At 72.0% G+C, this 22,010-nt stretch carries 20 protein-coding genes; 6 read left to right on the top strand and 14 right to left on the bottom strand.

Features of this window, described 5'->3' with window-relative positions; all coding sequences use genetic code 11:
* Positions 1 to 8 precede the first annotated feature (8 nt).
* The 3 genes from EWH70_RS27945 to EWH70_RS27955 form a co-directional block, all read right to left on the bottom strand.
* The gene (locus EWH70_RS27945) at positions 9 to 1,424 is read right to left on the bottom strand and encodes a carotenoid oxygenase family protein (RefSeq protein ID WP_130478522.1); all 1,416 of its coding nucleotides are present in this window, start codon (positions 1,422 to 1,424) and stop codon (positions 9 to 11) included.
* Positions 1,425 to 2,085: 661 nt separating this feature from the next.
* Positions 2,086 to 3,258, bottom strand: coding sequence for an alginate lyase family protein (locus EWH70_RS27950; RefSeq protein ID WP_130478523.1), 1,173 nt, complete (start codon positions 3,256 to 3,258; stop codon positions 2,086 to 2,088).
* 88 nt (positions 3,259 to 3,346) lie between these two features.
* A complete protein-coding gene (locus EWH70_RS27955) occupies positions 3,347 to 4,051 on the bottom strand; it encodes an alpha/beta fold hydrolase (protein ID WP_130478524.1) in 705 nt (234 codons plus the stop codon).
* Between the two features lie 70 nt (positions 4,052 to 4,121).
* On the opposite strand from EWH70_RS27955, the gene EWH70_RS27960 reads away from it, so the two are divergent.
* Entirely contained in the window at positions 4,122 to 5,111 is a 990-nt protein-coding gene (locus EWH70_RS27960) for a PHP domain-containing protein (RefSeq protein WP_130478525.1), read from the top strand.
* Here EWH70_RS27960 and EWH70_RS27965 read toward each other — a convergent pair.
* Positions 5,097 to 5,735, bottom strand: coding sequence for a class I SAM-dependent methyltransferase (locus EWH70_RS27965; protein WP_130478526.1), 639 nt, complete (start codon positions 5,733 to 5,735; stop codon positions 5,097 to 5,099). The genes EWH70_RS27960 and EWH70_RS27965 overlap by 15 nt on opposite strands.
* Before the next feature lie 64 nt (positions 5,736 to 5,799).
* Here EWH70_RS27965 and EWH70_RS27970 point away from each other — a divergent pair, with 64 nt between their 5' ends.
* Positions 5,800 to 6,885: a GTP-binding protein gene (locus EWH70_RS27970; RefSeq protein ID WP_130478527.1), complete on the top strand. Its 1,086-nt coding sequence runs from the start codon at positions 5,800 to 5,802 to the stop codon at positions 6,883 to 6,885.
* 10 nt (positions 6,886 to 6,895) lie between these two features.
* Here the strand turns inward: EWH70_RS27970 and EWH70_RS27975 are convergent, their stop codons facing one another.
* The 6 genes from EWH70_RS27975 to EWH70_RS28000 form a co-directional block, all read right to left on the bottom strand.
* Positions 6,896 to 7,516 (bottom strand): GyrI-like domain-containing protein, encoded by a 621-nt coding sequence (locus tag EWH70_RS27975; RefSeq protein ID WP_130478528.1) that lies wholly within the window; start codon positions 7,514 to 7,516, stop codon positions 6,896 to 6,898.
* Positions 7,503 to 8,042 (bottom strand): PadR family transcriptional regulator, encoded by a 540-nt coding sequence (locus tag EWH70_RS27980; protein ID WP_240687270.1) that lies wholly within the window; start codon positions 8,040 to 8,042, stop codon positions 7,503 to 7,505. Before EWH70_RS27980 ends, EWH70_RS27975 begins: the two co-directional genes overlap by 14 nt.
* Before the next feature lie 26 nt (positions 8,043 to 8,068).
* Positions 8,069 to 8,908, bottom strand: coding sequence for a MerR family transcriptional regulator (locus EWH70_RS27985; protein ID WP_130478529.1), 840 nt, complete (start codon positions 8,906 to 8,908; stop codon positions 8,069 to 8,071).
* A 70-nt stretch (positions 8,909 to 8,978) separates the two neighbouring features.
* On the bottom strand, positions 8,979 to 9,914 hold the full coding sequence (ligD, locus tag EWH70_RS27990) for a non-homologous end-joining DNA ligase (protein ID WP_130478530.1): 936 nt from the start codon (positions 9,912 to 9,914) through the stop codon (positions 8,979 to 8,981).
* Between the two features lie 11 nt (positions 9,915 to 9,925).
* Positions 9,926 to 13,507, bottom strand: coding sequence for a GH116 family glycosyl hydrolase (locus tag EWH70_RS27995; RefSeq protein WP_130478531.1), 3,582 nt, complete (start codon positions 13,505 to 13,507; stop codon positions 9,926 to 9,928).
* Positions 13,508 to 13,574: 67 nt separating this feature from the next.
* Complete coding sequence (locus tag EWH70_RS28000) at positions 13,575 to 13,835, bottom strand: hypothetical protein (protein ID WP_130478532.1); 261 nt, start codon at positions 13,833 to 13,835, stop codon at positions 13,575 to 13,577.
* 132 nt (positions 13,836 to 13,967) lie between these two features.
* Here EWH70_RS28000 and EWH70_RS28005 point away from each other — a divergent pair, with 132 nt between their 5' ends.
* From EWH70_RS28005 to EWH70_RS28020, 4 genes are read left to right on the top strand one after another with little or no spacing between them, the layout of a single operon-like run.
* Positions 13,968 to 14,687: a response regulator transcription factor gene (locus EWH70_RS28005; protein ID WP_130478533.1), complete on the top strand. Its 720-nt coding sequence runs from the start codon at positions 13,968 to 13,970 to the stop codon at positions 14,685 to 14,687.
* Positions 14,668 to 16,197, top strand: coding sequence for a sensor histidine kinase (locus EWH70_RS28010; RefSeq protein WP_130478534.1), 1,530 nt, complete (start codon positions 14,668 to 14,670; stop codon positions 16,195 to 16,197). Before EWH70_RS28005 ends, EWH70_RS28010 begins: the two co-directional genes overlap by 20 nt.
* Complete coding sequence (locus EWH70_RS28015) at positions 16,166 to 17,380, top strand: bifunctional glycosyltransferase family 2/GtrA family protein (RefSeq protein WP_130478535.1); 1,215 nt, start codon at positions 16,166 to 16,168, stop codon at positions 17,378 to 17,380. Before EWH70_RS28010 ends, EWH70_RS28015 begins: the two co-directional genes overlap by 32 nt.
* Positions 17,377 to 19,131, top strand: a complete 1,755-nt coding sequence (locus tag EWH70_RS28020) for an ArnT family glycosyltransferase (protein ID WP_130478536.1) — start codon at positions 17,377 to 17,379, stop codon at positions 19,129 to 19,131. Before EWH70_RS28015 ends, EWH70_RS28020 begins: the two co-directional genes overlap by 4 nt.
* A gap of 8 nt (positions 19,132 to 19,139) precedes the next feature.
* Here the strand turns inward: EWH70_RS28020 and EWH70_RS28025 are convergent, their stop codons facing one another.
* From EWH70_RS28025 to EWH70_RS28040, 4 genes are all read right to left on the bottom strand, one after another.
* Positions 19,140 to 19,718 (bottom strand): PIN domain-containing protein, encoded by a 579-nt coding sequence (locus tag EWH70_RS28025; RefSeq protein WP_130478537.1) that lies wholly within the window; start codon positions 19,716 to 19,718, stop codon positions 19,140 to 19,142.
* Positions 19,719 to 19,732: 14 nt separating this feature from the next.
* Positions 19,733 to 20,257 carry a helix-turn-helix domain-containing protein gene (locus EWH70_RS28030; RefSeq protein WP_130478686.1) on the bottom strand — a complete coding sequence of 175 codons (525 nt, stop codon included), beginning with the start codon at positions 20,255 to 20,257 and terminating at the stop codon, positions 19,733 to 19,735.
* Between the two features lie 52 nt (positions 20,258 to 20,309).
* Positions 20,310 to 21,326 carry a fatty acid desaturase family protein gene (locus tag EWH70_RS28035; RefSeq protein ID WP_420809100.1) on the bottom strand — a complete coding sequence of 339 codons (1,017 nt, stop codon included), beginning with the start codon at positions 21,324 to 21,326 and terminating at the stop codon, positions 20,310 to 20,312.
* Positions 21,327 to 21,397: 71 nt separating this feature from the next.
* Positions 21,398 to 21,994, bottom strand: coding sequence for a TetR/AcrR family transcriptional regulator (locus EWH70_RS28040; protein WP_240687271.1), 597 nt, complete (start codon positions 21,992 to 21,994; stop codon positions 21,398 to 21,400).
* Between the last annotated feature and the right edge of the window lie 16 nt (positions 21,995 to 22,010).

The following is a 22,010-nucleotide window of genomic DNA, read 5'->3' on the forward strand; positions in this document are numbered from 1 at the left end:
TACCCAGGCTAGTCGTGCCTGAACATGCCGTGGAAGCCGAACGGGATCGCGTGCGGTGCCTCGGCGCGGGCCAGCTCGGTGAACGAACCCGCGTCGAGCACCAGCAGGAACGACCGCTGCCGGGCGCCGTCGAGCACCACCGACAGCAGCACGCCGTCGTCCTCGGCGGACGGATCGGGCGCCGGCACGAACACCGGCTCGCCGGGGTAGCAGCCGGGCTGCCGCCAGACCGAGGTGACACCGGTGTGCACGTCGAGCTTGACGAGCTGGTTGAGGAAGTCGTCGCCACGCTGGTCCCGGTTGCCCACGCCGTAGGCGTAGCGGTAGTCGGCGCCGTTGCGGGTGCCGTAGTTGATTCGCGGCAGCTCCATCGTCTCGTCGGTCAGCCTGCGGCCGGTCACCGTGCGGCCGGCCGGATCCAGCACGTACCGGGTGGGCCGGGCGACCGGCACCGGGTCCCGCGGGTCGCGTAACCGGTCGAGATAGGTGGCGTCGATGACCGAGCTGTCCGGGTAGGCGCACAGGTCCACCACGATCTTCTCGCCGTCGTGGAAGGCGTTGATGTGGTGGAAGGCGAACATCGGCTCGTCGGTGGTGAGCGTGTCGGTCGCGCCGGAGTCCAGGTCGACCAGGACGAAGCGGGTGCCCAGTTCCGGGCGCCACCGGTAGTTCTCGATGAACGGCCGTCCGGGCAGCAGCAGCGCCAGCGGGTTGACCACCAGCGGGAACACGACGAGCACGGCGTAGCGGCCGGTGATGGCGAAGCTGTGCAGGTAGCCGGGGCGTGCGGTGGGCACGGACGCGACCAGCCGGCGTTCCATGTCCCGCTGCCGGTAGATCTGGTACCGGCTGCGCCTGCCGAACCGCAGCACGTAGTTCACCAGGTCGCCGCTGCCCGGGTGCTGGTGCGGGTGCGCCGTGGTGATGGGGCCATCGAGATGATCGGTGTATCCGGCGACGCCGGCCGTCTCCAGGGTGTCCGGGTCGAACCGCACCGCGATCGGCGTCTCCCCGATGGCGACGAAGCCGTCGTCCATCGGCACGACGTTGACCGAGGAGTTCGGTGTCAGCTTGAAGCGGGTGAACATCCGGGCGAACAGCGACTGGCACGGATCGGTGGCGAACTCGCCGAAGCCGATCCGGCCCTGTTCGGTCTGCCGGAAGCTGTCGGTGCGCAGGAAGCGGTTGGTGTAGGTCACCGCGCCGCCTGCCACGGCGAAGCGGTGCAGCATTGCCTGCCCGTCGAACCAGTGCCGGAACCCGCGTTCGCCCGCCTCGAACCGGGCCGGGCCGTTGCGGGTGAGGCTGCCCTGCAGCCAGCCGGGGATCTCGCCCTCGACCGGCAGCGCGGCGTCGCGGACCTCGTTGTCCAGGGTGGTGAACCCGGCGAGGTAGGCGGCCGTGGCGGTGGCGTGCTCGCTCATGGGGACCTCCCAAGGTTTGGTAACACTGTTACTAAACCTTGGGAGGTCGCGTCCTGTCAACCTCCGGGGCGGCGTCGGCTCAGAGCACGTGAAGGCCACCATCACCACGTGAGACGACAGAAACTCGGCCTTCACACCGAACGCCGGGCATGCAGAACTCACCATGTGGAGCGGGTTCTCACGTGGTGCCGGTCGCCCGCGTGAACGGGCCGTTCGCGCGAGTCCTCCGTTCCCGACCCGCGAGTCGACCGTTCCGGACCCGCGAGTTGCACGTTCCCGCCTACCTGTCCCACTGCCCGGCATGCCGGTTCCAGATCGCGAGACCAGCCCGTGGTCGAGTGGCCGAACGGGCCGCTCGCGGCTCTGCCGGGCCGGAGCGCGAGTCTCGCCTTCCGGAACGCGAATGACACCACGACTCCCGACTTTGCCGGGCTCTGGGGCTCATGCCGTGAAGGGGGCTTTCACGGCATGAGACGCCGTGAGGGCCCCCTTCACGGCATCGAGATCACCACACCAGCCCCACCAGCCACACCCGTAAGGCAGCGAGGGAGCTTTACTCCCCTTCTTCGCCAGCAAAGCTCCCTCGCTCGCCTGGCACCGGACTTTGCCGGGACCCTGACGTCACACGTAATGAAGGTGGCCTTCACGAGCTTTCGCCGGGTCAGGCCGGGTTGTTCGCGTGCGTCAGCGTCTGCCAGGCCGCGAACAGCATGTTCGTGCCCTCCGGCCTGCGTTGCTCGACCAGTCGCTGGGTGTTGTTCATCGGGATGCCCATGCGGCCCGCGAGCGCGTTGTAGCCGACCTCCAGCACCGGGCCGAGGCCGCGCTTGATGGTGCCGTCGCACAGGCCACCGGGCGACTCGCCCAGTTCGAACCGGGCGTGGAAGCCCATGGCGTGCCGGAGCCGGTCCTGGATCTCCGGGTAGATGTCCTGGCCCTGATGCCGGGTCGTCTCGGCGAAACTGGCGATCGAGGCGATGCCGTACCCGGTGTGGGTGAAGTCGCGGCAGGTCTCCTGGGCCAGCCCGTTGACGAAGCCGGTCTCACCGTGCCAGTAGCGGATGATCTCGTCGCGGGTGTCGATCCCGCTGCCCGGCGGCGTCTTCGGCAGGGCGCCGTCCGAGGTCAGGTAGATGTAGGCCGGAACCCGGGTGCGGAACTTGGCGACGGCCCGGTCGTAGGCCGAGCGGTCCTCCAGGAACACCGCGATGCCCAGCGACGCCTCCATCATCGTCAGTTCCCAGTTGCCGTTGGTGGCGGCCCGGCCGTTGATGATCTCGGGCAGGTACACCTCGCGCAGCATCGTGGCGAACCGGTTCACGCCGGCCGGCGACCAGCCGGCGCCGGTGTGCCGGATCAGCTCGGCCGCCTTGGCCCACGACGTGCCCGCCCACGCCGTCTGCAGCGGGGCGTTGCTGTTGGTGTGGTCGCGGATGGTGGCCGACCAGGCGTCCATGATGGAGATCGCCTTGGCGGCGTAGCGCGAATCCCGGGTGATGTACCAGGCCAGTGCCATCGTGTAGGCCGCGATGGCGTCCTGGCGTTCGTCGGTGCAGCCCAGGTTCGGCTTCGAGTACGGGCCGCACTCGACGACGGCCCTCGGCTTCGGGTTGCGGGACAGGGAAGCCAGCGAGTGGCTCATCATCTGGTTGTACGCACCGGCCCAGGGCTGGGCACCGGCGTTGACCCGCCCGCGGACGAAGTCGAGCTGGGCGGCGCTGACGAACACGCCGGGATGGCGGAACGTCGGCGGAGCCGCGGCGGCGGGCACGATCGCCGCGGAGAGCAGGACGAGTACCGCGCAGACGGCGGACAGCAGGCGTGCAGGGGACATGGATCGCCTCCGGAGTGTCAGTGCCTCGCTCCGGCGGCGGGTGGAGAGCAGAGACGCCCATCCACTGTGGCGCCTGGATCTGGATTGGTCAAGACCAATCCGGCAGGGCCCCCGCGATCGCCCGGCCCAGCTCGGCCGGCCTGGTGAACTGCGGCCAGTGACCGGTGGGCAGATCCGTGTAGGCGACCTGCCGGATCCGGCTCAGCTCCCGCAGCCTGGGCTCACCGGCGGCCATCCACTCGCGCAGCGAACCGCTCGGGAACTCGCACGCGACGATCGTGACCGGCACGTCGAGACGCCGTTCGTCGGTCAGCCGCTGCGGGTCGCTCGCGACCCGGGCGGGCGAGGGGACGGCACGGGCGCGGAACCGGGCACGCAGCTCGTCGTCGAGGTCGACGAGATCCTCGTCGTCGAAGAACGACCAGTCCGGCAGCGGCAGGTCGGCGCCGTCGGCGGGCAGCCCGGTGTTGATGGCGTCGCCGTCGCCGACCGGCCAGCAGTCGACGTAGACGGCGTGGCTGACCCGCCCGGGGCGGGCGTCGACGGCGGCGTGCGCGACGGCACCGCCACCCGAGTGCCCGACGACCGCGGGGCTGCCGTCGAGCGAGTCGATCAGCGCGACCACCGCGTCGACGTGGTCCCGCAGGCCGATCGCCGAACGGTCGGCGCTCCGCGACTCCATGCCGGGCAGGGTGACCGGGTGCGGCCGGTGCCCGGCGTCGCGCAACGCGGGCAGCACCGCGTCCCACGACGCCCCGTCCAGCCAGAGTCCGGGGATCAGGATGACGTCCATGGCCCGACGGTAGCCGCCGACCCCGACAACCACGTGGCGCCGCGTGCGCGGATCGGGTAGGCAGTGACCCATGGATCCGGTGTGGGCGCTGCGGCAGATCGCCTTCCAGCTCGAACGGGCAGGGGCGCCCACCTACCGGGTACGAGCCTTCCGCAAGGCCGCCGGGATCATCGAGGGCCTGTCCGACGACGAGCTGTCCGACCGGATCGCCCGCGGCACGCTCACCGAGCTGGCCGGCATCGGCAAGGCCACCGCCGCGGTGGTGAACGACGTCGCCGCGGGACGCGAACCGGCCTACTTCGACCGGCTGGAACGTCCCGCGCTGCCCGACGGCGGGCCGCTGCGGGCCGCGCTGCGCGGCGACTGCCACACCCACTCCGACTGGTCCGACGGTGGCAGCCCGATCGAGGAGATGGCCGTCGCCGCCCGCGACATCGGCCACGAGTGGATGGTGCTGACCGACCACTCGCCCCGGCTCACCGTCGCCAACGGGCTGTCCGCCGCGCGGTTGCGGCAGCAGCTCGAGGTGATCGCCGAGATCAACGAACGACTCGCCCCGTTCCGCGTCCTCACCGGGATCGAGGTCGACATCCTCGACGACGGTTCACTCGATCAGGACGAAGAACTGCTCGATCAGCTCGACATCGTGGTCGCCAGCGTGCACTCCAAGCTGCGGATGCCGAAGATCGAGATGACCCGGCGGATGGTGGCCGCGGTGTCCAACCCGCTGGTCGACGTGCTCGGCCACTGCACGGGCAGGCTGGTCGTGGGCAGGGGGCGGCCGGAGTCGCAGTTCGACGCCGCGGCGGTGTTCGAGGCCTGCCGGGAACACGGGGTCGCCGTGGAGATCAACTCGCGTCCCGAGCGCCTGGACCCGCCACGCAGGCTGCTGCGGCAGGCGGTCGAGCTGGGGTGCGAGTTCGCCATCGACACCGACGCGCACGCGCCGGGCCAGCTGGACTGGCAACCCTACGGTTGTGCCAGGGCACTGGAGTGCGGTGTCGAGCCGGAGCGGGTGATCAACACCCTGACGGCGGACAAGTTGTTAGCCCGCCGCTAGGAACTCGGCACGCCAGCGCAGCTCGTCGTCCCGCAGTGCCTCCACCCGCACCGGACGCAGCCGCTCGGTGGCGAACGCGTCGATCTCGGCGCGGGTCAGCGGCCACGGCGGGCCGTCCTCCGGCGAGGTGTCCGTTCCCGCGGCGATGACCAGCAGCGTCCCGCCGGGCGCGACCAGCCTGCCGACGGCGGCGGTGGCCTCGGGGCGCAGCGAGACCGGCATTGCCTGCACGGTCAGGCTCTCCACGACGAGATCGAACGAGCCGGGCCAGCCGGGTGGCGGAGCCAGCAGATCGGCGGCGACGTACTGGACCGGCGAACCGGGATGACGCGAACGAGCCGCCCGGATGGCGGTCTCCGAGACGTCGAACGCCACGGTGGTGAACCCCAGCCCGGCGACGAACTCGGCGTCACGGCCGAAACCGCAGCCGACGACCAGCGCCCGGCCACGCCCGGCAGGGGCCCGGTCGCGGGCCCACTCGGTCAGCAGCCGGTGCGGATCGGCGACGTCCCACGGGACAACGGCCTGGCCCTGCTCGGCCTCGGTGTAGAGCCGCTCGAACCAGCCCACCGGGTCCGCGGCGGCGAGCTTCCTGGTGTGCGCGTCTGCGCCGTCGTCGGACATGCGGTGATCGTATGCCCCGGCCGGACGCTTCCGGCCGTCGCCGGACGGGACTACTGTCCTGGCGATGCTTTTCGTGCCGCTGGGCGGCTTCCTCGGTGCCGGCAAGACCACCACCATGCTCGCGGCGGGACGGCTGCTGGAGGCCGGTGGCGAGAAGGTCAGCGTGATCACCAACGACCAGGGCGTCGATCTGGTCGACACCGAGCTGGCGCACGCGGCCGGCGTGGCGACCGTCGACGAGGTCACCGGTGGCTGTTTCTGCTGCCGTTTCGACGATCTCGCCGAGGTGATCGCCCGGCTGCGCACGACGGTGCGGCCGACCGTCGTGCTCGCCGAGGCCGTCGGCAGCTGCGCCGATCTGCAGGCCACCGTCGTCCGGCCGCTGCGGCGCCTGCTCGGCGACACCCTGACCGTCGCGCCGCTGACCGTGCTCGTCGATCCCGCCCGGCACGCGGAGCTGGGTGAGCAGGACACCGAGTCGGATCTGGCCTACCTGTACCGGCACCAGCTCGACGAGGCCGACGTCATCGCCGTGAACAAGATCGACGCGTACCCGGCCGAGGTCGTCGCCCGGGTACGGGCGCGCCTGCGTCACCGGTTCCCGCACGCGACGGTCGTGCCGCTGTCGGCCCGCACCGGTGACGGGCTGCGCCGCCTGGCCGGGCAGTGGAACGTCACCGCGGCACCCGCGCGGGTGCCGTCCGAGGTCGACTACGACCGCTACGGCGCGGCCGAGGCCGAGCTGGCCTGGACCAATCAGCGGCTGCGGCTCGACGCGGTCGGTACCGGCTTCGTGCCCGCGTCCTGGGTGGACGAATTCCTCCTGGCGTTCCGCCGCGGCGCCCAGCTCGCGGGTCTGGCCGTCGGTCACGTCAAACTCCGGCTGCGTACCGCGGGCGGCTCCACGAAGGCCAGTCTCACCAGTGCCGGCGCGCCGCCGAGCTTCGACGAGCGCCAGGCAGGCCCGGCACGCGAAGGCGACCTGGTGCTCAACGCCCGCGTGCGGACCAGTCCGGACAACCTCGACGCGCTGATCGACCGCTGCGTGGCCGCCGCGGACGCGGCCGCCGCGACCAGCAGCGGCGAGCGCACCGGCGTGGTGTTCCGGCCCGGCTATCCGGTGCCGGTGCACCGGATGACCGCAGACTGAGCCGCCAGGACTACCCGGCGGGGCGGACCGGCTGGCGCAGGACCGTCCGCAGCTTCGCGGGCTCGGTCCGCCTCGGGTCGCCGAGGTAGATCTCGTGGTGGTGCCCGGCGAAGGTGAGGTTGTTGGCGGCGAGGTACTCGTGGTGGAGTTCGGCGAGCACGGGCCCCTCGTCGTCGTAGGAGCCGACGTGCAGGACCTGTGCGCTGGTTCCCTCGTGCAGGGTTTCGCGGCGGACCCCGGCGATCGCGGGCAGGTCCTTCTTCGCCAGCGCGGCCTGCCGTGCGTCGTCGATGAGGTCCGCGGTGATCCAGTCCGGCTGGCTGATGAGCATGCGCCAGTTCCAGGCGTCCTTCGCGCGGGTGGTGAACACCTCGGGCCGGTCGGACCACCACAGGCCTTCCAGCGGGCCGACGACGAAGTCCCGGCCGAGCTCGCGCTTGCTGGTGAACTTGATCGTGTACGCCACGGCGTAGAGCGCCTGGACGGCGCGGGCGTAGTCGATGCTGGTGTTGGGATCGCCCCGGCCGTCGACCGCGAGGAACTGCTGGGCGGGCACGTCGACCAGGGCCCAGGCGGTGTTGGTCGGCGCGTAGCACCGCCGGAGTTCGCGTTTGACGTCATAGCGGGTCACGGCCGAGTTCCTTCCGGTAGCCGGCCAGCCACCCCTGTTCGGCGGTCAGCTGGCCGAGGGAGTGGTCGAAGATGGCGCGGACGAAGGCGGGCAGGTCCGGCTGGGCGTCACGGGCCGCGGTGACGGCGGCGATCCTCTCCGCCAGGGCCTCGGCACGCCGATCGAGTGCCGCGCGGAGCCGTCCGGGCTCGACGGCAGGCTGGTTGGCCAGACCGGCCAGCAGGGGCGGGAACACCGGCCGGAGTTCGGCGACCGCCGCCTCGGCGGCCCGCGCGCACGCCCGGCGCCCCTCGGCCGTGGGCCCGTACACCCGGCGGGCCTTGCCCCGGGCCGGACGGCCGGTGCCGGCCTCGGCGATCAGGCCGCGGTCACGGAGGCGGGTCAGCAGGTAGTAGATCGAGCTGAAGCCGATCTCGGTCCACTCCCGCATGCCGCGGGCGCTGATGACCTCGTCCAGCTCGTAGCCGTGCCGTGGCTTCTCCACGAGCAGGCCCAGCAGGGTGAGCTCGGCTGGCGTCAGTTCCACCCGGCTATTCTAGCGCTAGAATACGGTCAGGCCTGGGCGGACAGCTCCGCGGCCAGTTCCATGCAGCGCAGGCGGGCCGGGGAGAAGTCGTAGGGCATCTTGCCGGCGGCTTCGACCGCGCTCATGGAACCGGCCTCCCGCCCGCCGGCGCTGTCCCAGGTGTCGAAGAGGGCGTCGTCGGCCTTGTCCAGGCCGGACTCCTCGATGGCGGCGTGCAGGGCGTTTTCGAAGGCGTGCCGCTCGGCGGCCACCTGAGCCACCCGTGGATCGTCGACGGCGACGCTGTCGTCGAGTGCCTCCTCGGCGGCATCGATGCGGTCGGAGTCCGCCCGCAGGGCAGGGTGCGTGGCCAGGACGGCGAAGCGGGTGGCCTGGACGGCCGCGCCGAGCGGGCCGAAGATCCGCTCGGTGACCAGCAGGCTGTCCAGGTCGGCCTGCCGCAGGGAATCTTCGGGCAGGCCCTTGAGGCGTTCGGTGACGACGTCGGAGAGCAGGCCCATCCGGCTGCCCTCGGTGCGCATCCGCCGCACGGCGGTGCGCTGCCGCCGCAGTTCCGCCTCCTGTTCGGCGAGGGTTTCCGCCAGCCGCTCCAGGGTGTCCGCGATACCGTCTCCGCTGTCCGCGTCCGCGGTGGTGAAGGCGGCACGGATGTCGTCCAGGGCGATCCCGGCGTCGGCCATCCTGCGAATCCACAGCAGGCGGATCATGTCCTCGTACCCGTAGCGGCGGCGGTCGTCAGCGCCCCGTTCAGGCTCGGGGAGCAGGCCGATCTCGTGGTAGTGGCGAATCGCTCGTGGCGTGGTGCCGGCGATGGCCGCCAGGTCACCAATCTTGACCTGCCGGGGTGTCCTGAACGACGAAGGCACGAGCAGGGACCTTTCCTCACGGGATCGGGGGCGAGTCCACTGGACCACATGCCGCTACGGCAGGTGCAACCTAGCCGTCGTCCAGGCCGTCGCGGTCGGCCCACTCGAGCAGGGGCTCCAGGCTGTAGGCCTCGTCGTCGATGCCCGCGTGCAGGTCGCCCAGCTCGGCGAACCGGGCGGACACGGCCGGCATCGTGCAGTCGCCCGGCTCGACGTCGTCGACCTCGTCCCAGGTGATCGGCGTCGACACCAGCGCCTCGGCCACGCCACGCACCGAGTACGCGCTGGCGATGGTGTGGTCGCGGGCGTTCTGGTTGTAGTCGACGAACAGCGTCTTCGGGTCACGGTCCTTGCGCCACCACGCCGTGGTCACCTCGTCCGGCGCCCGCCGCTGGACCTCCCTGGCGAAGGCCAGCGCGGCGCGGCGCACCTCGGAGAAGCCCCACCGCGGCTCGATCCGGACGTAGATGTGCAGCCCGTTGCCGCCGGAGGTCTTCGGCCAGCCGGTGTAGCCCAGTTCGTCGAGGATCTCCTGCGCCACCCGCGCGACCCGGCGGACCGTGCCGAACCCGCACTCCGGCATCGGGTCGAGGTCGATCCGCCACTCGTCGGGACGCTCGGTGTCGGCGCGGCGGGAGTTCCACGGATGGAACTCCACAGTGGACATCTGCACCGCCCAGATGACACTGCCCAGTTCGGTGACGCACAGCTCGTCGGCGTAGCGGTTGTAGCGCGGGAACTTCACCCGCACGGTCTCCAGCCACGGCGGCGCGCCGTGCGGGATCCGTTTCTGGTGCACCTTCTCGCCCGCGACACCGGACGGGAACCGGTGCAGCATGCAGGGCCGCTCGCGCAGCGCGCGCACGATGCCCTCGCCCACCGACAGGTAGTAGCGGGCCAGGTCCAGCTTGGTCTCACCGGTGGCGGGGAAGTACACCCGGTCCGGGTTGGAGATCCGGACGGTGCGCCTGCCCACCTCGAGTTCGACCGCCGACGACGTGGTCATGGCCACAGACGCTAGCCGAACTCCACCTCGATCTCGAAGCTACGACCCTCGGTCAGGGTGACCGGTTCGCCGAACCGCAACACGATCCGCGTACCGGTGACGCCCTCGCCCTCCACAGCGAACGCCGGCCGCCCCGCCGCCCGCACGGCACGCGGCGGCGACGGGACCTCCAGCGCCAGGCTGGACAGCCGCAGCGTCCCGTACCGCAGTTCGACGGCGCAGTGCTGCCTGCCACCGGCGCGGCGTTGCCGGTACAGCCCCCAGCCGGTGCAGGCGGTGAACGCGGCACGGAAGTCCTCCGGCGTGATCCGGGGAGCGAACCCGAGGTGGCCGGCCGGGCCGTGGTGCTCGTAGCCGCAGGCGGCGAGGTAGGTGCCGAAGCTCATCATCGCCCGCGCGTAGTGGTCGCTGCACTCGATCTCGTTGTACGGGTTGCGTTTCTCGCCGCGGTACCGGTTGTCGACGGCCTTGGTCACCGCCAGTGCCTCGGCCACCATGCCCTCCGCGAACAGGTGCGCCGCGAACTGGTACTCCTGCCCGGTCCACACCTCGTTGAAGTAGCCGACCGGGCCGTCCTTGCCGCTCTCGGTCGACCCGCCGTGCGGCCAGGTGCACATCAGCGTGCCCGCCTCGCCGGGCGAGGCGTAGACCCGCCCCGGCGGGATACCCGGCGGCCGGTGGGCGGGCGGGTCGGGCAGGAAGTTGTAACGGAACAGGTTCGCCAGCGCCGTGCGGGCCTTGTCCCTGGGGAACACCCGGGGCAGGCCCAGTTGCGCGGCGTAGGTCTGGCCGTACATCTGGTCGATGAAGCAGCCGCGGTTGGAGTTGACCGCCGTCGGATGGGCCGGGTCGACCAGCTGCTCGAAGTATTTGTACTGATCGTTCCATAACTGGTCGGCCAGGTACCGCGACCCGGCTTCGGCCAGCCGGGTGTAGCGGGCGGCGTCGGCCCGCTCGCCCAGCTCGGTGGCCATCGCCGCACCGGCCCGCAACGCGGCGACGTACAGCCCGCTGATCCACGGCACCTCGCCGAACCACTGGGCGTCCAGCGTGTTCCACTGGCTGCCCTCCAGGACGCCGTCACCGTCGCCGTCCGCGCGGATCACCCAGTCCAGTGCCCTGCGCACGGCGGGCCAGACCCGCCGCAGGAACGACCCGTCCGGCGCCATCTGGTGCTCGCGGTAGACCCGCAGGATCGTGCCGCACTGCCCGTCGGCGAACCAGCCCTCGCCCGCGATCTCACCGCGGTTCTTGATCTCCCCGCTGGGCAGCAGCGCCAGCCCCAGGTCGACCCGCTCCCTGGTGTCGCGCTCCAGGTCGGGGAACAGCCTGGCGACGGCCTGCGCGTAGTTCCACACGTGACCGCAGGTCCCCGCGCAGCAGTAGATGCCCTCCCAGCCGTAGAACCGGCCGTCGGAGAAGCGGTGGCAGGTACCGCTGGCCAGCGTCGACGCCGTCGACAGCGTCCGCTCCAGGAACCAGTGCGGCAGCGACGAGTCCTCGTACCAGGTCCGGACCCAGTCCCGGGTGCGCCGCTCCAGCCGTTCGCGTCCGGTGGCCAGGTGAGCGGTCACCTCGCGGGCCGAACCGAACCGGGTCGCGTAGTGCCGCTTCAGCTCCGCGCCGCCGCTCACCCAGGCGACCGTGCCCCGGTCGGGCGTGGGGAAGAACCAGGACAGGGTGAAGCGAACGGTCCGTTCACCGCCCGGTGCGAGAGTGAACGGGACGTTCACCACGCAGTCGGCCGCCGCTGCCTGGACGGTGGCCTCCGGCTCCAGTGCCGCCAGCGCGAACGTGCCCAGATCCGGCCACCGGTCCACCGGGATCCGGCGAACGGGCCGGTCGCTGAACACGATCCGGTCGACGTTGACGTGTCCCCACGGAATCGACGACGTGTCGACCAGCTCGATGCGGGCCGTGCGGCCGCGCCACGCCCGCACGTCGGCCGAGACCGCGGTCAGCGGCTCCATCTCCCTGCCGGTGAACACCGCGACGACCTCACCGTCGACCAGCACGTTCAGGCAGCTGTCCTCCGGGAACGCGCCGCCGCCGACCCAGGCCGTGACGTAGGCCCGCTCGATCGTGAACTCCCTGCTGACCATGCGGCCGCGGTGCGCGTCGGGGTTGCCGGGCAGGCGGTAGTTGTGCGAGGTGACGAAGTACGTGCCGTGCACGTTCAGGTCGGTCACCTCGCCGGCCGGCCTGCGGAAGAAGTCCGGCGTGTCCTGCGGGCGCACCGGGCCGTCGCCGAACGCCTCGCCGGTCACCGTCCAGTTGTCGTAGCTGCCCTTCTCCCAGTCCTCGAACAGGATGTCCGGAGCGTCGGTGAACACGATGACGTCGACGTTGACGTGCCCCCACGGGCCGGTCGCGGTGTCGACGATCTCGATCCGCGCCCGTTTCCCGAGGTGGGCGCCGACGTCGAGCATGGCGGCGACCATCGGCTCGCTGTTCGCACCGGTGGCCGAGGCGACCACCCGGCCGTCGACGACGACGTTCAGGCACGCCGTGCCCGGCTGCGCGCCGCCGCCGACCGACGCGGCGACGTAACGCCGCTCGATGGTGAACTCCCGGCTGGTCAGCGTGCCCCGCGCGGTGTCGCCCGCGCCGGAGCGGAAGTCGTAGGAGGTGACGAACCGGTCGCCATACAGGTTCAGGTCGCCGAAGCGGCGCACGTGAACGGGCAGCTCGTCCGCGGTCACCGGGCCGTCGCCGAAGGCCGTGCCGGTGACCGTCCAGTCGCCGAAGCCGGACTCCCAGTCCTCGAACACGATGTCCTGCGGGTTGGGCAGGCCCGCCTCGGCCGCGCCGAACTCCGCCCCGCGTGCGCCCGCGACGGCGAACGCCGACCCGCTGAGGGTGACCGGCTGCCGCTTGCGGGTGTCCAGGCACACCGGGTTCTCGCTGGTACCGGTCAGGTCGACCCGCACCGGCCTGCCGGAGGTGTTGCGCACGGTGAACGCCAGCACGGTCGCCGGCAGCGTGGAGTCGTCGGTGGCCAGCGGGACGAACGGCGAGAACGCCTCGAGCGTGACCGCCACCGGGCACGCCGGGTCGCGGTAGGTCGTGGTGCCGATGGGGTAGCGGCCCACGAACCGGACATCCGCGAACCCCGTCTGGTCCACCGTGACCGTCCGGTCGTGCTCCGGCGAGCGGGTGCGCAGGGTGAACGCCTGCCGGAACGGGGAACTCGCCGTCAGCGGGTGCGCGTAGTGCGGGCCGTCCCAGGTGGCGCCGCCGAACGGGTACCCGGCCGGGTTGAACACGTCCCACGCCCACAGCCGCCCGTCGCCGGCGAGGTAGACCTGCCCGCCGCAGCCGCCGCCGACCGGCATGCCGATCAGCCGCAGCGCCTGCCCGGTGTACTCGGTGGGCTCGCCCCTGGCCAGCAGTGCCCGCACCGATTCCTCGGACAGGCCCTTGTCCGGCGGGACGACGACCAGGCCGGCGGGATCCAGGCCGAGTGCGCGGGCCACCCCGGCCGGCGCCGCCACCAGCCCGAGCCCGGCCAGGCCGAGGGTGAGAAACGTCCGGCGGCTCGGACCGGTGTGGCCGTGCCCGCAGTCGCCGTCCGGGCAGCACGAAACCGGCATGTGAGCCTCCGCGCCGAGGTCGGGTAATCGATTACTCGCGAACGTACCCACCGCGGCGCGACGTTGTCTATCGGCCAGAACGGGGAGCCTGACCGTCCGGCGGCGCGCAGTACGCGGCGCCGTTGGGACCGGGGCCCATTACGACCGGGCCGGGCCCGGGGGAGGTGACCGGCCCGGCGGCCGAGGCCGCCCACACCGCCACCGCGCCACCGGCGGCGGCCACCACGGCGACGGCGATCGTGGCCACCGTCCTGCGGACCGACCAGCGCGGCCGGTCCGCAGGAGGCGGGCTACCCCACACGTGGTGCTGCTCGTTCGTCTGTTCCATGCGCACCACCGTCGGCGCGGGCGCTGTGAACCGGCTGTGTCGCGGCTGGGCCGCTCGTGTGAGCGCCGATCCACAGGTTGTCCACAGCCTGGCCACAGGAATCCGTCACGAACGGTCGTCAGCATCACGGCCATGCCCTCGTCAGCAGCCCTGCGACGTCCAGATGGTCAGCCCATCCGAGTGCTCGTCGTCGACGACGAGCCCGTGCTCGCCGAGCTGGTCACCCTCGCCCTGCGTTACGAGGGCTGGTCGGTGCGGTCGGCGGCGGACGGCCTGTCCGCCGTCCGCGAGGCCCGGGATTTCCGGCCGGACGCGGTGGTCCTCGACGTGATGCTGCCCGACATCGACGGGCTCGAGGTGCTGCGCAGGCTGCGTGCGGAGCTGCCCGTGCTGCCGGTGCTGTTCCTCACCGCGCGCGACGCCGTGGAGGACCGCATCGCGGGGCTCGCCGCCGGCGGGGACGACTACGTCACCAAGCCGTTCAGCGTCGAGGAGGTCGTGCTGCGGATGCGCGGGCTGGTGCGGCGCAGCGGCGTCACCGCGCGTGACGCCGACGCGACGCTGGTCGTCGGCGACCTCACCATGGACGAGGACACCAGGGAGGTGTACCGCGCCGGCGAGCCGGTCCGGCTGACCGCGACGGAGTTCGACCTGCTGCGGTACCTGATGCGCAACCCGCGCCGGGTGCTGAGCAAGGCCCGCATCCTGGACAGCGTCTGGGACTACGACTTCGGCGGCCAGGCCAACGTCGTCGAGCTCTACATTTCCTACCTGCGCAAGAAGATCGACGCGGGCCGGCCGCCGATGATCCACACCATGCGGGGCGCGGGCTATGTCCTCAAACCGGCCTGACCGTCGCTCGCTGCGGACCCGGCTGGTCGCGGGCCAGCTCGGCCTGGTCGCGCTGGTGTGCGCGGTGGTCGCCGTGGCGACACTGCTGGCCCTGCGGGCGTTCCTCGTCGGCCAGCTGGACACCCAGCTCGCCGAGGCCAGCCATCGCGGCATCGTGTTCGTCCAGCACCCGGGGGACGGTCCGCTGCCACCGCCGCCGATCAACGCGCCGGGCCAGCGCGACGGCACCGTCACCGGATTGCTCGGCAGCGACGGTTCGGTGTACGACGCGACCAGGCTCACCCGGGGGACCGGGCGTGCCCACGTGCTGGACGGCGCCCAGATCGCGGCGCTGCGGGACGTGCCGGCCACCGGCGTCCCGGTGACGGTCGACCTGCCGGGGCTCGGGTCCTACCGGATGCTCGCGTCGACCACCGTGCGCGGCAACGTCCTGGTCACCGGCCTGCCGATGAGCGACACGCAGGACATCCTGCTCACCGTCGGCCTGATCATGGGCGGGGTGATGGTGAGCGCCATGGCGATCGCCGCGGTGGCCGGGACGGCGCTGGTGCGGCGCACGCTGCGGCCGTTGCACGAGGTCGCCGACACCGCGCGCCGGGTCACCGAACTGCCGCTGCACCGGGGCGAGGTGGTGCTGCCCGCCCGGGTCGGCACCGCCGAACCCGACCCGCGCACCGAGGTCGGGCAGGTTGCGGCCGCGCTGGACCGCCTGCTCGGACACGTCGGCACGGCGCTGGCCGCGCGGCACGCCAGCGAGACGAGGGTGCGCCAGTTCGTCGCCGACGCCAGCCACGAACTGCGTACCCCGCTCGCCGCGATCCAGGGCTACGCGGAGCTGGCCGGCCGTGCCGAGCGGGTACCTCCCGACGTCGCCCACGCCATCGGCCGGATCACCTCGGAGTCGCGCCGGATGGGCACGCTGGTCGCCGATCTGCTGTTGCTGGCCAGGCTGGACGCCGGGCGCCCGGTGGAGCGGGCGCCGGTCGACGTGACCCGGCTGGTGGCCGACGCGGTGGGTGACGCCCGGGTGGCCGGGCCGGAGCACCGGTGGCGGCTGGAACTGCCCGCCGAGCCGGTGCGGGTCCTCGGTGACCAGGCGCAGCTGCACCAGGTCGTCGCCAACCTGCTCGCCAACGCCCGCACCCACACCCCGGCCGGGACGGCGGTCACCACCAGGGTGTCCGCAGTGGACGGTGGAATCGTGCTGGCGGTCAACGACGACGGTCCCGGCATTCCCGCGCACCTGCTGCCCGAGGTGTTCGAACGGTTCGCCAGGGGCGACGGGTCACGCTCGCGGGCCGCCGGCAGCACCGGGCTCGGCCTGGCCATCGTGGCCGCCGTGGTGCAGGCACACGGCGGCGTCGTCACCGCGGCCAGCGTGCCCGGCCGCACCACGTTCACCGTCGCGCTGCCGCATTCACAGCCCGCGCACAGCGGCGGCACAACGCCACCCCAGGGCGTGCCGCGACCGTCGGGGCATGACAGCCACCGCACAGCATCCCGGCCGTAGCCCGGTAGACATCTCCGGCCCGCGCCCCGTGCTCGACGTCGTCGTGCCGGTGCACAACGAGGAGGACGACCTGGTGCCCTGCGTGCGCAGGCTGCACTCCTACCTGGCCGAGCAGCTGCCGTACCGCTTCCGGATCACCATCGCCGACAACGCCAGCACCGACCGGACGCAGCTGCTCGCCGGGATGCTGTCCGTCGAGCTGCCCGAGGTGAGCGTGCTCCGCCTGGAGGACAAGGGACGCGGGCACGCGCTGCACGCCGCGTGGACGGCGTCGGACGCCGCCGTCCTGGCCTACCTCGACGTGGACCTGTCCACCGACCTCGCCGCGCTGCCGCCGCTGATCGCGCCGCTGCTGTCCGGGCACTCCGACATCGCCATCGGCAGCAGGCTGGCCCGCGGTGCCCGGGTGGTGCGCGGCGCCAGGCGGGAGCTGGTGTCACGCTGCTACAACCTGCTGCTGCGCGGCACCCTCGCGGTGCGGTTCACCGACGCGCAGTGCGGGTTCAAGGCCATCCGCGCCGACGTCGCCCGGGAGCTGCTGCCGCACGTCGCCGACACCGGCTGGTTCTTCGACACCGAACTGCTCGTGCTGGCACAGCGGGCGGGTGCCCGGATCCACGAGGTGCCGGTCGACTGGGTGGACGACCCGGACAGCCGGGTCGACCTGGTCGCCACCGCGATGGCCGACCTGCGGGGGATCGCCCGGCTGGCGCGTGGCCTGACCACCGGCGCCATTCCGGTGGCCAGGCTGCGTGACCAGCTGGGCCGGGAACCGGTGCCGGTTCCCGGGGTGCCACCGGGGCTGGTGCGGCAGCTGGCGCGCTTCGCCGCCGTCGGCGTGCTGAGCACGCTGGCCTACCTGCTGTTGTTCGTCGTGCTGCGGGCCGGGCTCGGTGCCCAGGCGGCGAACCTGGTGGCGCTGCTGCTCACCGCGGTCGGCAACACCGCGGCCAACCGCGCGTTCACCTTCGGTGTGCGGGGCATGGCGGGTGCGGGCAGGCACCAGGTCCAGGGACTGCTGGTGTTCGTGCTCGGGCTGGGCCTGACCAGCGGGTCGCTGGCCGTGCTGCACGCGGTCACCACGCCGGCGCGGACCGCCGAGCTGGTGGTGCTGGTGGCCGCCAACCTGGTCGCCACCGTGGTGCGGTTCCTGCTGCTGCGGGGCTGGGTGTTCCGCCGATGAGGTACCGCGTTCTGTTGTGGACACTGCTGGCCGGGACCGCCGTGCTGTACCTGTGGGACCTGGGCGATTCGGGCTGGGCCAACGATTTCTACGCCGCCGCCGCGCAGGCAGGCAGCCAGGACTGGACGGCGTGGTTCTTCGGTTCGCTGGACCCGGGCAACACGGTCTCCGTCGACAAGCCGCCCGCGGCGTTGTGGGTGATGGGCCTGTCCGGGCGGCTGTTCGGCTTCTCCAGCTGGAGCATGCTGGTGCCGCAGGCGCTGATGGGGGTGGCGTCGGTGGCGCTGACCTGCGCCGCGGTCCGCCGCTGGTCGGGTCCGGCCGCGGGGCTGATCGCCGGGGCGGTGCTGGCGCTGACCCCGGTGGCCGCGGTGGTGTTCCGCTACAACAACCCCGACGCGCTGCTGGTGCTGTTGCTGGTGGCGGCCGCGTACTGCGTGGTGCGCGCACTCGAGCGGGGGCACCTCGGGTGGCTGCTGCTGGCGGGCACCGCGATCGGTTTCGGGTTCCTGACCAAGATGATGCAGGCGTTCCTGGTGCTGCCGGCGTTCGCGCTGGTGTACCTGGTGGCCGCGCCGCACGGGATCTGGCGCAGGCTGGCGCACCTGGCCGCGGCCGGGGCGGCGGTGGTGGTGTCGGCTGGCTGGTTCGTCGTGGTCGCCGATCTGTGGCCGGCCGGGAACCGGCCCTACATCGGCGGGTCGGCCGACAACACCGTGCTCGACCTGGCGCTGGGCTACAACGGTCTCGGCCGGATCTTCGGCCGCGGTGGTGGTGGCGGTGGCGGTGCCCCGGGCAACCTGGCGTTCGGCGGGGAAACCGGGCTGGGCCGGATGTTCGGTGACGCGTTCGGCGGCGAGATCTCCTGGCTGCTGCCTGCCGCGTTGATCGTGCTGGCCGGCGGGCTGTGGTTCACCCGGCGGGCGCCGCGGACCGACCGCACCCGGGCGGCGTTGCTGTTGTGGGGCGGCTGGCTGGTGGTGACCGGGCTGGTGTTCAGCCTGATGCGGGGCATCACGCACCCGTACTACGCGGTGGCGCTGGCGCCCGCGATCGGTGCGCTGACCGGCATCGGGGCCACCGAACTGTGGCGCGGCCGCGACCACCGCCCGGCGCGGCTGGTGCTGGCGCTGGCGATCGGGGCGACGGCGATGTGGGGTTACGTGCTGCTGGACCGGTACCCGGGCTGGCAGCCGTGGGTCCGCTGGACGGTGCTGGTGGCCGGGCTGGCTGTGGGCACCGCCGTCGCCGTGGGGGCCCACCAGTTCCGCCGGGCAGGGATCGTGGTGGCGGCGGCCGCGTTGCTCGCCGGGTCCGGTGCCACCGGCGGGTTCGCCGCGGCCACGGCCGCGACCTCGCACGACGGGACGATCCCGATGTCGGGGCCGCGGTTGCCGGAGCGGCAGGGCGCCGGTCCCCGGCAGGCCGGACCGGAGCTGATCGACGCGTTGCGGGCGACCACCGAGGACTGGGCCGCGGCCACCGACGGCGCGCAGAGCGCGGGCGGGCTGCAGCTGTCCAGCGGGCGTCCGGTGATGCCGATCGGCGGGTTCAGCGGCCGGGACCCGGCACCCACGCTGGAACAGTTCCAGCAGTACGTGGCGCAGGGGCGGATCCACTACTTCGTGCCGGGCGGCGGCCCGGGCGGCAGGGGCGGTCCCGGTGGCGGCAGCCGGATCACCGACTGGGTGACGGCGAACTTCCCCGCCGAGACCATCGGCGGCCGGACCGTCTACGTCCTGGTGCGTTAGCCGGTGTGTCAGAGCATCGGTGCGAGCAGTTCGGTCACCTCGTGCATCCGATAGTGCCGGGCGAGCCGGTCGACGATCTCACCGGTGGTGAGCCGTCGCCCGGTTTGGCCCGACCGCCGGACGATGGCGCCGACGGCGGCGATCGCGTGCGCGGGGTAGGCGGCGACCAGGTCGGTAGCGAATTCCGAGGGGAGCGTGACCGCCAGACACGCCGGCAGTCGTTCCGCGGGGAAATCCTTGATGTTGTGGGTGACGATGACGCCTGCCCCGCCCGTCACCGCAGCGGCGAGCACGTGTTCGTCGTCCGGGTCGGGCAGGCCGTACGTTCCCTCCAGCTGTTCCCAGCCGTGGACCTCGGCGTCGCCGAACGCCCGGCGCATCGTGTGGACGAGCCGGCCCGCCCGCCGCCGCGCCATCGCGGGATCGGCGCCCCGGCGGACGAGCTTGCGAGCCTCCTCGTACTCCAGCTCGTCGAGGATCGCGGAGCTCCACATCGGACGGTAGGCGCCCTCGACAGCGAGGGAGAGCAGGAAGTCCCGTTGCAGGCTGGGCCACAGGACGCACGTGTCCAGTAGCGCCGTGTCCATGGCGGACAGTCGCGTCAGTGCGCTTCCCTCCGTCTGCGGGCCGATACCGCGCGACGTGCCTCCCGCAGCCGGTCCAGCGTCTCGTCGAGATCCTCGTCCTCGTCGAGAGCCGTCGCCTCCAACGCGGCGTACTGCTCCGCCCTGCGGCGCCGGCGATAGTCGAGCAGGTCCTGAAGCAGGATGCGCCGGTGGGTGCCCACCCGCTCGTACGGAATCTCCTGATCGTCCAGCAGCCGGACCACGGTCGGCCTGCTGACCCCCAGCAGTTCGGCTGCCTGCTGCGTGCTCAGCGACCTGGTGTGCGGCGAGACGGAGACGGCGAGTCCTTCACGCATGGCTTCGACGACCTGCCGGAGCGCGTGATAGACCTCGCCGGGCAGCTCCACCCTGTCCTCGGCTGTCGTGCCGCTGAGGAACCAGATGTCCGGCCTGTCCTCGCTCGCGTTCTCGTGTGCCTTCAGGAAGTCGTGAAGCTTCGCCACCTGTGTGCCCTCGTCGTGGTCCGGCAGGTAGGTCTCCTGCCGCAGCGTGCCGTCCAACCGGATCACCTCCTCGAACAAAAGGTAGCAGGTTTCGTTTTGTTCGTCCAGCTCACCGGGCGCGCAGGGGTGCGCCTGCCTCGTGCAGGGAGCGCAGGGCCTGCGCCCACGAGTCGATCAGGCCGCTTTCGTGGTAGGGCACGCCGATCTCGGCGCAGTAGTCCCGCACGACGGTCCGGGCGCGGCGCAGGTGCGGGGACGGCATGCTGGGGAACAGGTGGTGCTCGATCTGGTGATTCAGCCCGCCCATGGCGGTGTCGAGCAGGACGCTGCCGCGGACGTTGCGCGAGGTCAGCACCTGCCTGCGCAGGAAGTCGGGGCGCTCGTCACCGGACAGCAGCGGCATTCCCTTGTGGTTGGGCGCGAACACCGACCCGAGGTACAGCCCCCACAGTCCCTTGTGGACGGCGATGAACACCAGCGCCTTCACCGGGGACAGCACGGTGAACACCGCGGACAGGTACAGCGTGAAGTGGGCCAGCAGCAGTGCCGCCTCCAGGCCGCGAGCACGCAGGCCCGGCTTGGCCACGGCGCGGATACCCGACCAGTGCAGGTTCATGCCTTCAAGGGTGATCAGCGGGAAGAACAGGTACGCCTGGTAACGCCCGATGAAGCGGGGTAGCCCCTTGCTCTCCCGCGCCTGCGTCTTCGACCACACCAGGATGTCCGGGTCGACGTCCGGGTCGAGTTCGGTGTGGTTGGGATTGGCGTGGTGGCGGGTGTGCTTGTCCATCCACCAGCCGTAACACAGCCCGATGCCGAGGTTGCCCGCGATCCGGCCGGCGATCTCGCTGGGCCGTCTGGTGCGGAACACCTGGCGGTGCGCGATGTCGTGCGACAGCAGCGCGATCTGTCCGAACAGGACGGCCAGCAACACGGCGAGGCCGAGCGAGGCCCACGAGTCGCCGATCAGGAAGAAGGCCACCCAGGTGCCGGCGAACAGCCCGGCCACCAGGGTGGAGCGCAGCAGGTAGTAGCCGGGCCTGCGGTCCATCAGTCCGGCGTCGGCGACTCGTCGCGACAGCCGGGCGTAGTCGCTTCCGGTCGCGGGTGCGGTGTCGATGCTCACCGCACCGAGTCTGGTGTGGACGGCACCCAGCCGGAATGCGGCGCACCACCGGCACGTTGCGGGGGCCCGCCCTACCGCGGTCCGGGGGAGTCCCGCAGTGCGTTGTAGATCCCGTCGACGGCCAGCAGCACACGGTCGACCGCGAGGTCGGGGTCCGGCTGGCCGGCGTCCAGCCACGCCATGATCGACTCGACGACCATGATGGTGGCCAGCCGCGCGCCCCACCCCGCCCACGCCTCGCTGTCGGTGTACTCGCTCATCATCGGCCGCAGCACGGCGATCATCGCCTCCCGTGCCTCGTCGATGTCGGCCCGGTAGTCGGGTTCGCGGGCGGCGTGGTGGAACAGCAGGCGGAACCCGTCCGGTTCGGCCGCCGCCCAGTGCAGCATGTACGGCACCGTGTCCTCGGTGATCTCCCCGTCGACGGTGGTCGCCTCGTACATCCGGGTGCCCGCCCGGTCGAGCACCGCGCGGTAGAGCGCGTCCTTCGAGTCGAAGTGCCGGTACAGGATCATCCGCGTCACCCCGGCCTCGGCCGCGACGTCGTCGAGGCTGGTCGGCGCGAAACCCCCGGCGCGGGCGAACGCGCGGGTGGCCGCCGCCAGGATCTGCTCCCTGCGCTGGGCCCTCGGCATCCGCCGGGTGGGCTCCTTCGGATCGTCGGTCACCGTTGCAGTGTACTCA

The organism is Amycolatopsis suaedae (assembly GCF_004214935.1).
Taxonomy (GTDB): Bacteria; Actinomycetota; Actinomycetes; order Mycobacteriales; family Pseudonocardiaceae; genus Amycolatopsis; species Amycolatopsis suaedae.

Bases quoted from the DNA above. Each gene is read 5' to 3' on its own strand.
- EWH70_RS27960 (WP_130478525.1), top strand. From the start codon at position 4,122: ATGGATCCGGTGTGGGCGCTGCGGCAGATCGCCTTCCAGCTCGAACGG.
- EWH70_RS27955 (WP_130478524.1), bottom strand. From the start codon at position 4,051: ATGGACGTCATCCTGATCCCCGGACTCTGGCTGGACGGGGCGTCGTGG.
- EWH70_RS28025 (WP_130478537.1), bottom strand. From the start codon at position 19,718: ATGGACACGGCGCTACTGGACACGTGCGTCCTGTGGCCCAGCCTGCAA.
- EWH70_RS27970 (WP_130478527.1), top strand. From the start codon at position 5,800: ATGCTTTTCGTGCCGCTGGGCGGCTTCCTCGGTGCCGGCAAGACCACC.
- EWH70_RS28020 (WP_130478536.1), top strand. From the start codon at position 17,377: ATGAGGTACCGCGTTCTGTTGTGGACACTGCTGGCCGGGACCGCCGTG.
- EWH70_RS28015 (WP_130478535.1), top strand. From the start codon at position 16,166: ATGACAGCCACCGCACAGCATCCCGGCCGTAGCCCGGTAGACATCTCC.
- EWH70_RS27950 (WP_130478523.1), bottom strand. From the start codon at position 3,258: ATGTCCCCTGCACGCCTGCTGTCCGCCGTCTGCGCGGTACTCGTCCTG.
- EWH70_RS28010 (WP_130478534.1), top strand. From the start codon at position 14,668: ATGTCCTCAAACCGGCCTGACCGTCGCTCGCTGCGGACCCGGCTGGTC.
- EWH70_RS28005 (WP_130478533.1), top strand. From the start codon at position 13,968: ATGCCCTCGTCAGCAGCCCTGCGACGTCCAGATGGTCAGCCCATCCGA.
- EWH70_RS27945 (WP_130478522.1), bottom strand. From the start codon at position 1,424: ATGAGCGAGCACGCCACCGCCACGGCCGCCTACCTCGCCGGGTTCACC.
- EWH70_RS27995 (WP_130478531.1), bottom strand. From the start codon at position 13,507: ATGCCGGTTTCGTGCTGCCCGGACGGCGACTGCGGGCACGGCCACACC.
- EWH70_RS28000 (WP_130478532.1), bottom strand. From the start codon at position 13,835: ATGGAACAGACGAACGAGCAGCACCACGTGTGGGGTAGCCCGCCTCCT.
- ligD (WP_130478530.1), bottom strand. From the start codon at position 9,914: ATGACCACGTCGTCGGCGGTCGAACTCGAGGTGGGCAGGCGCACCGTC.
- EWH70_RS27965 (WP_130478526.1), bottom strand. From the start codon at position 5,735: ATGTCCGACGACGGCGCAGACGCGCACACCAGGAAGCTCGCCGCCGCG.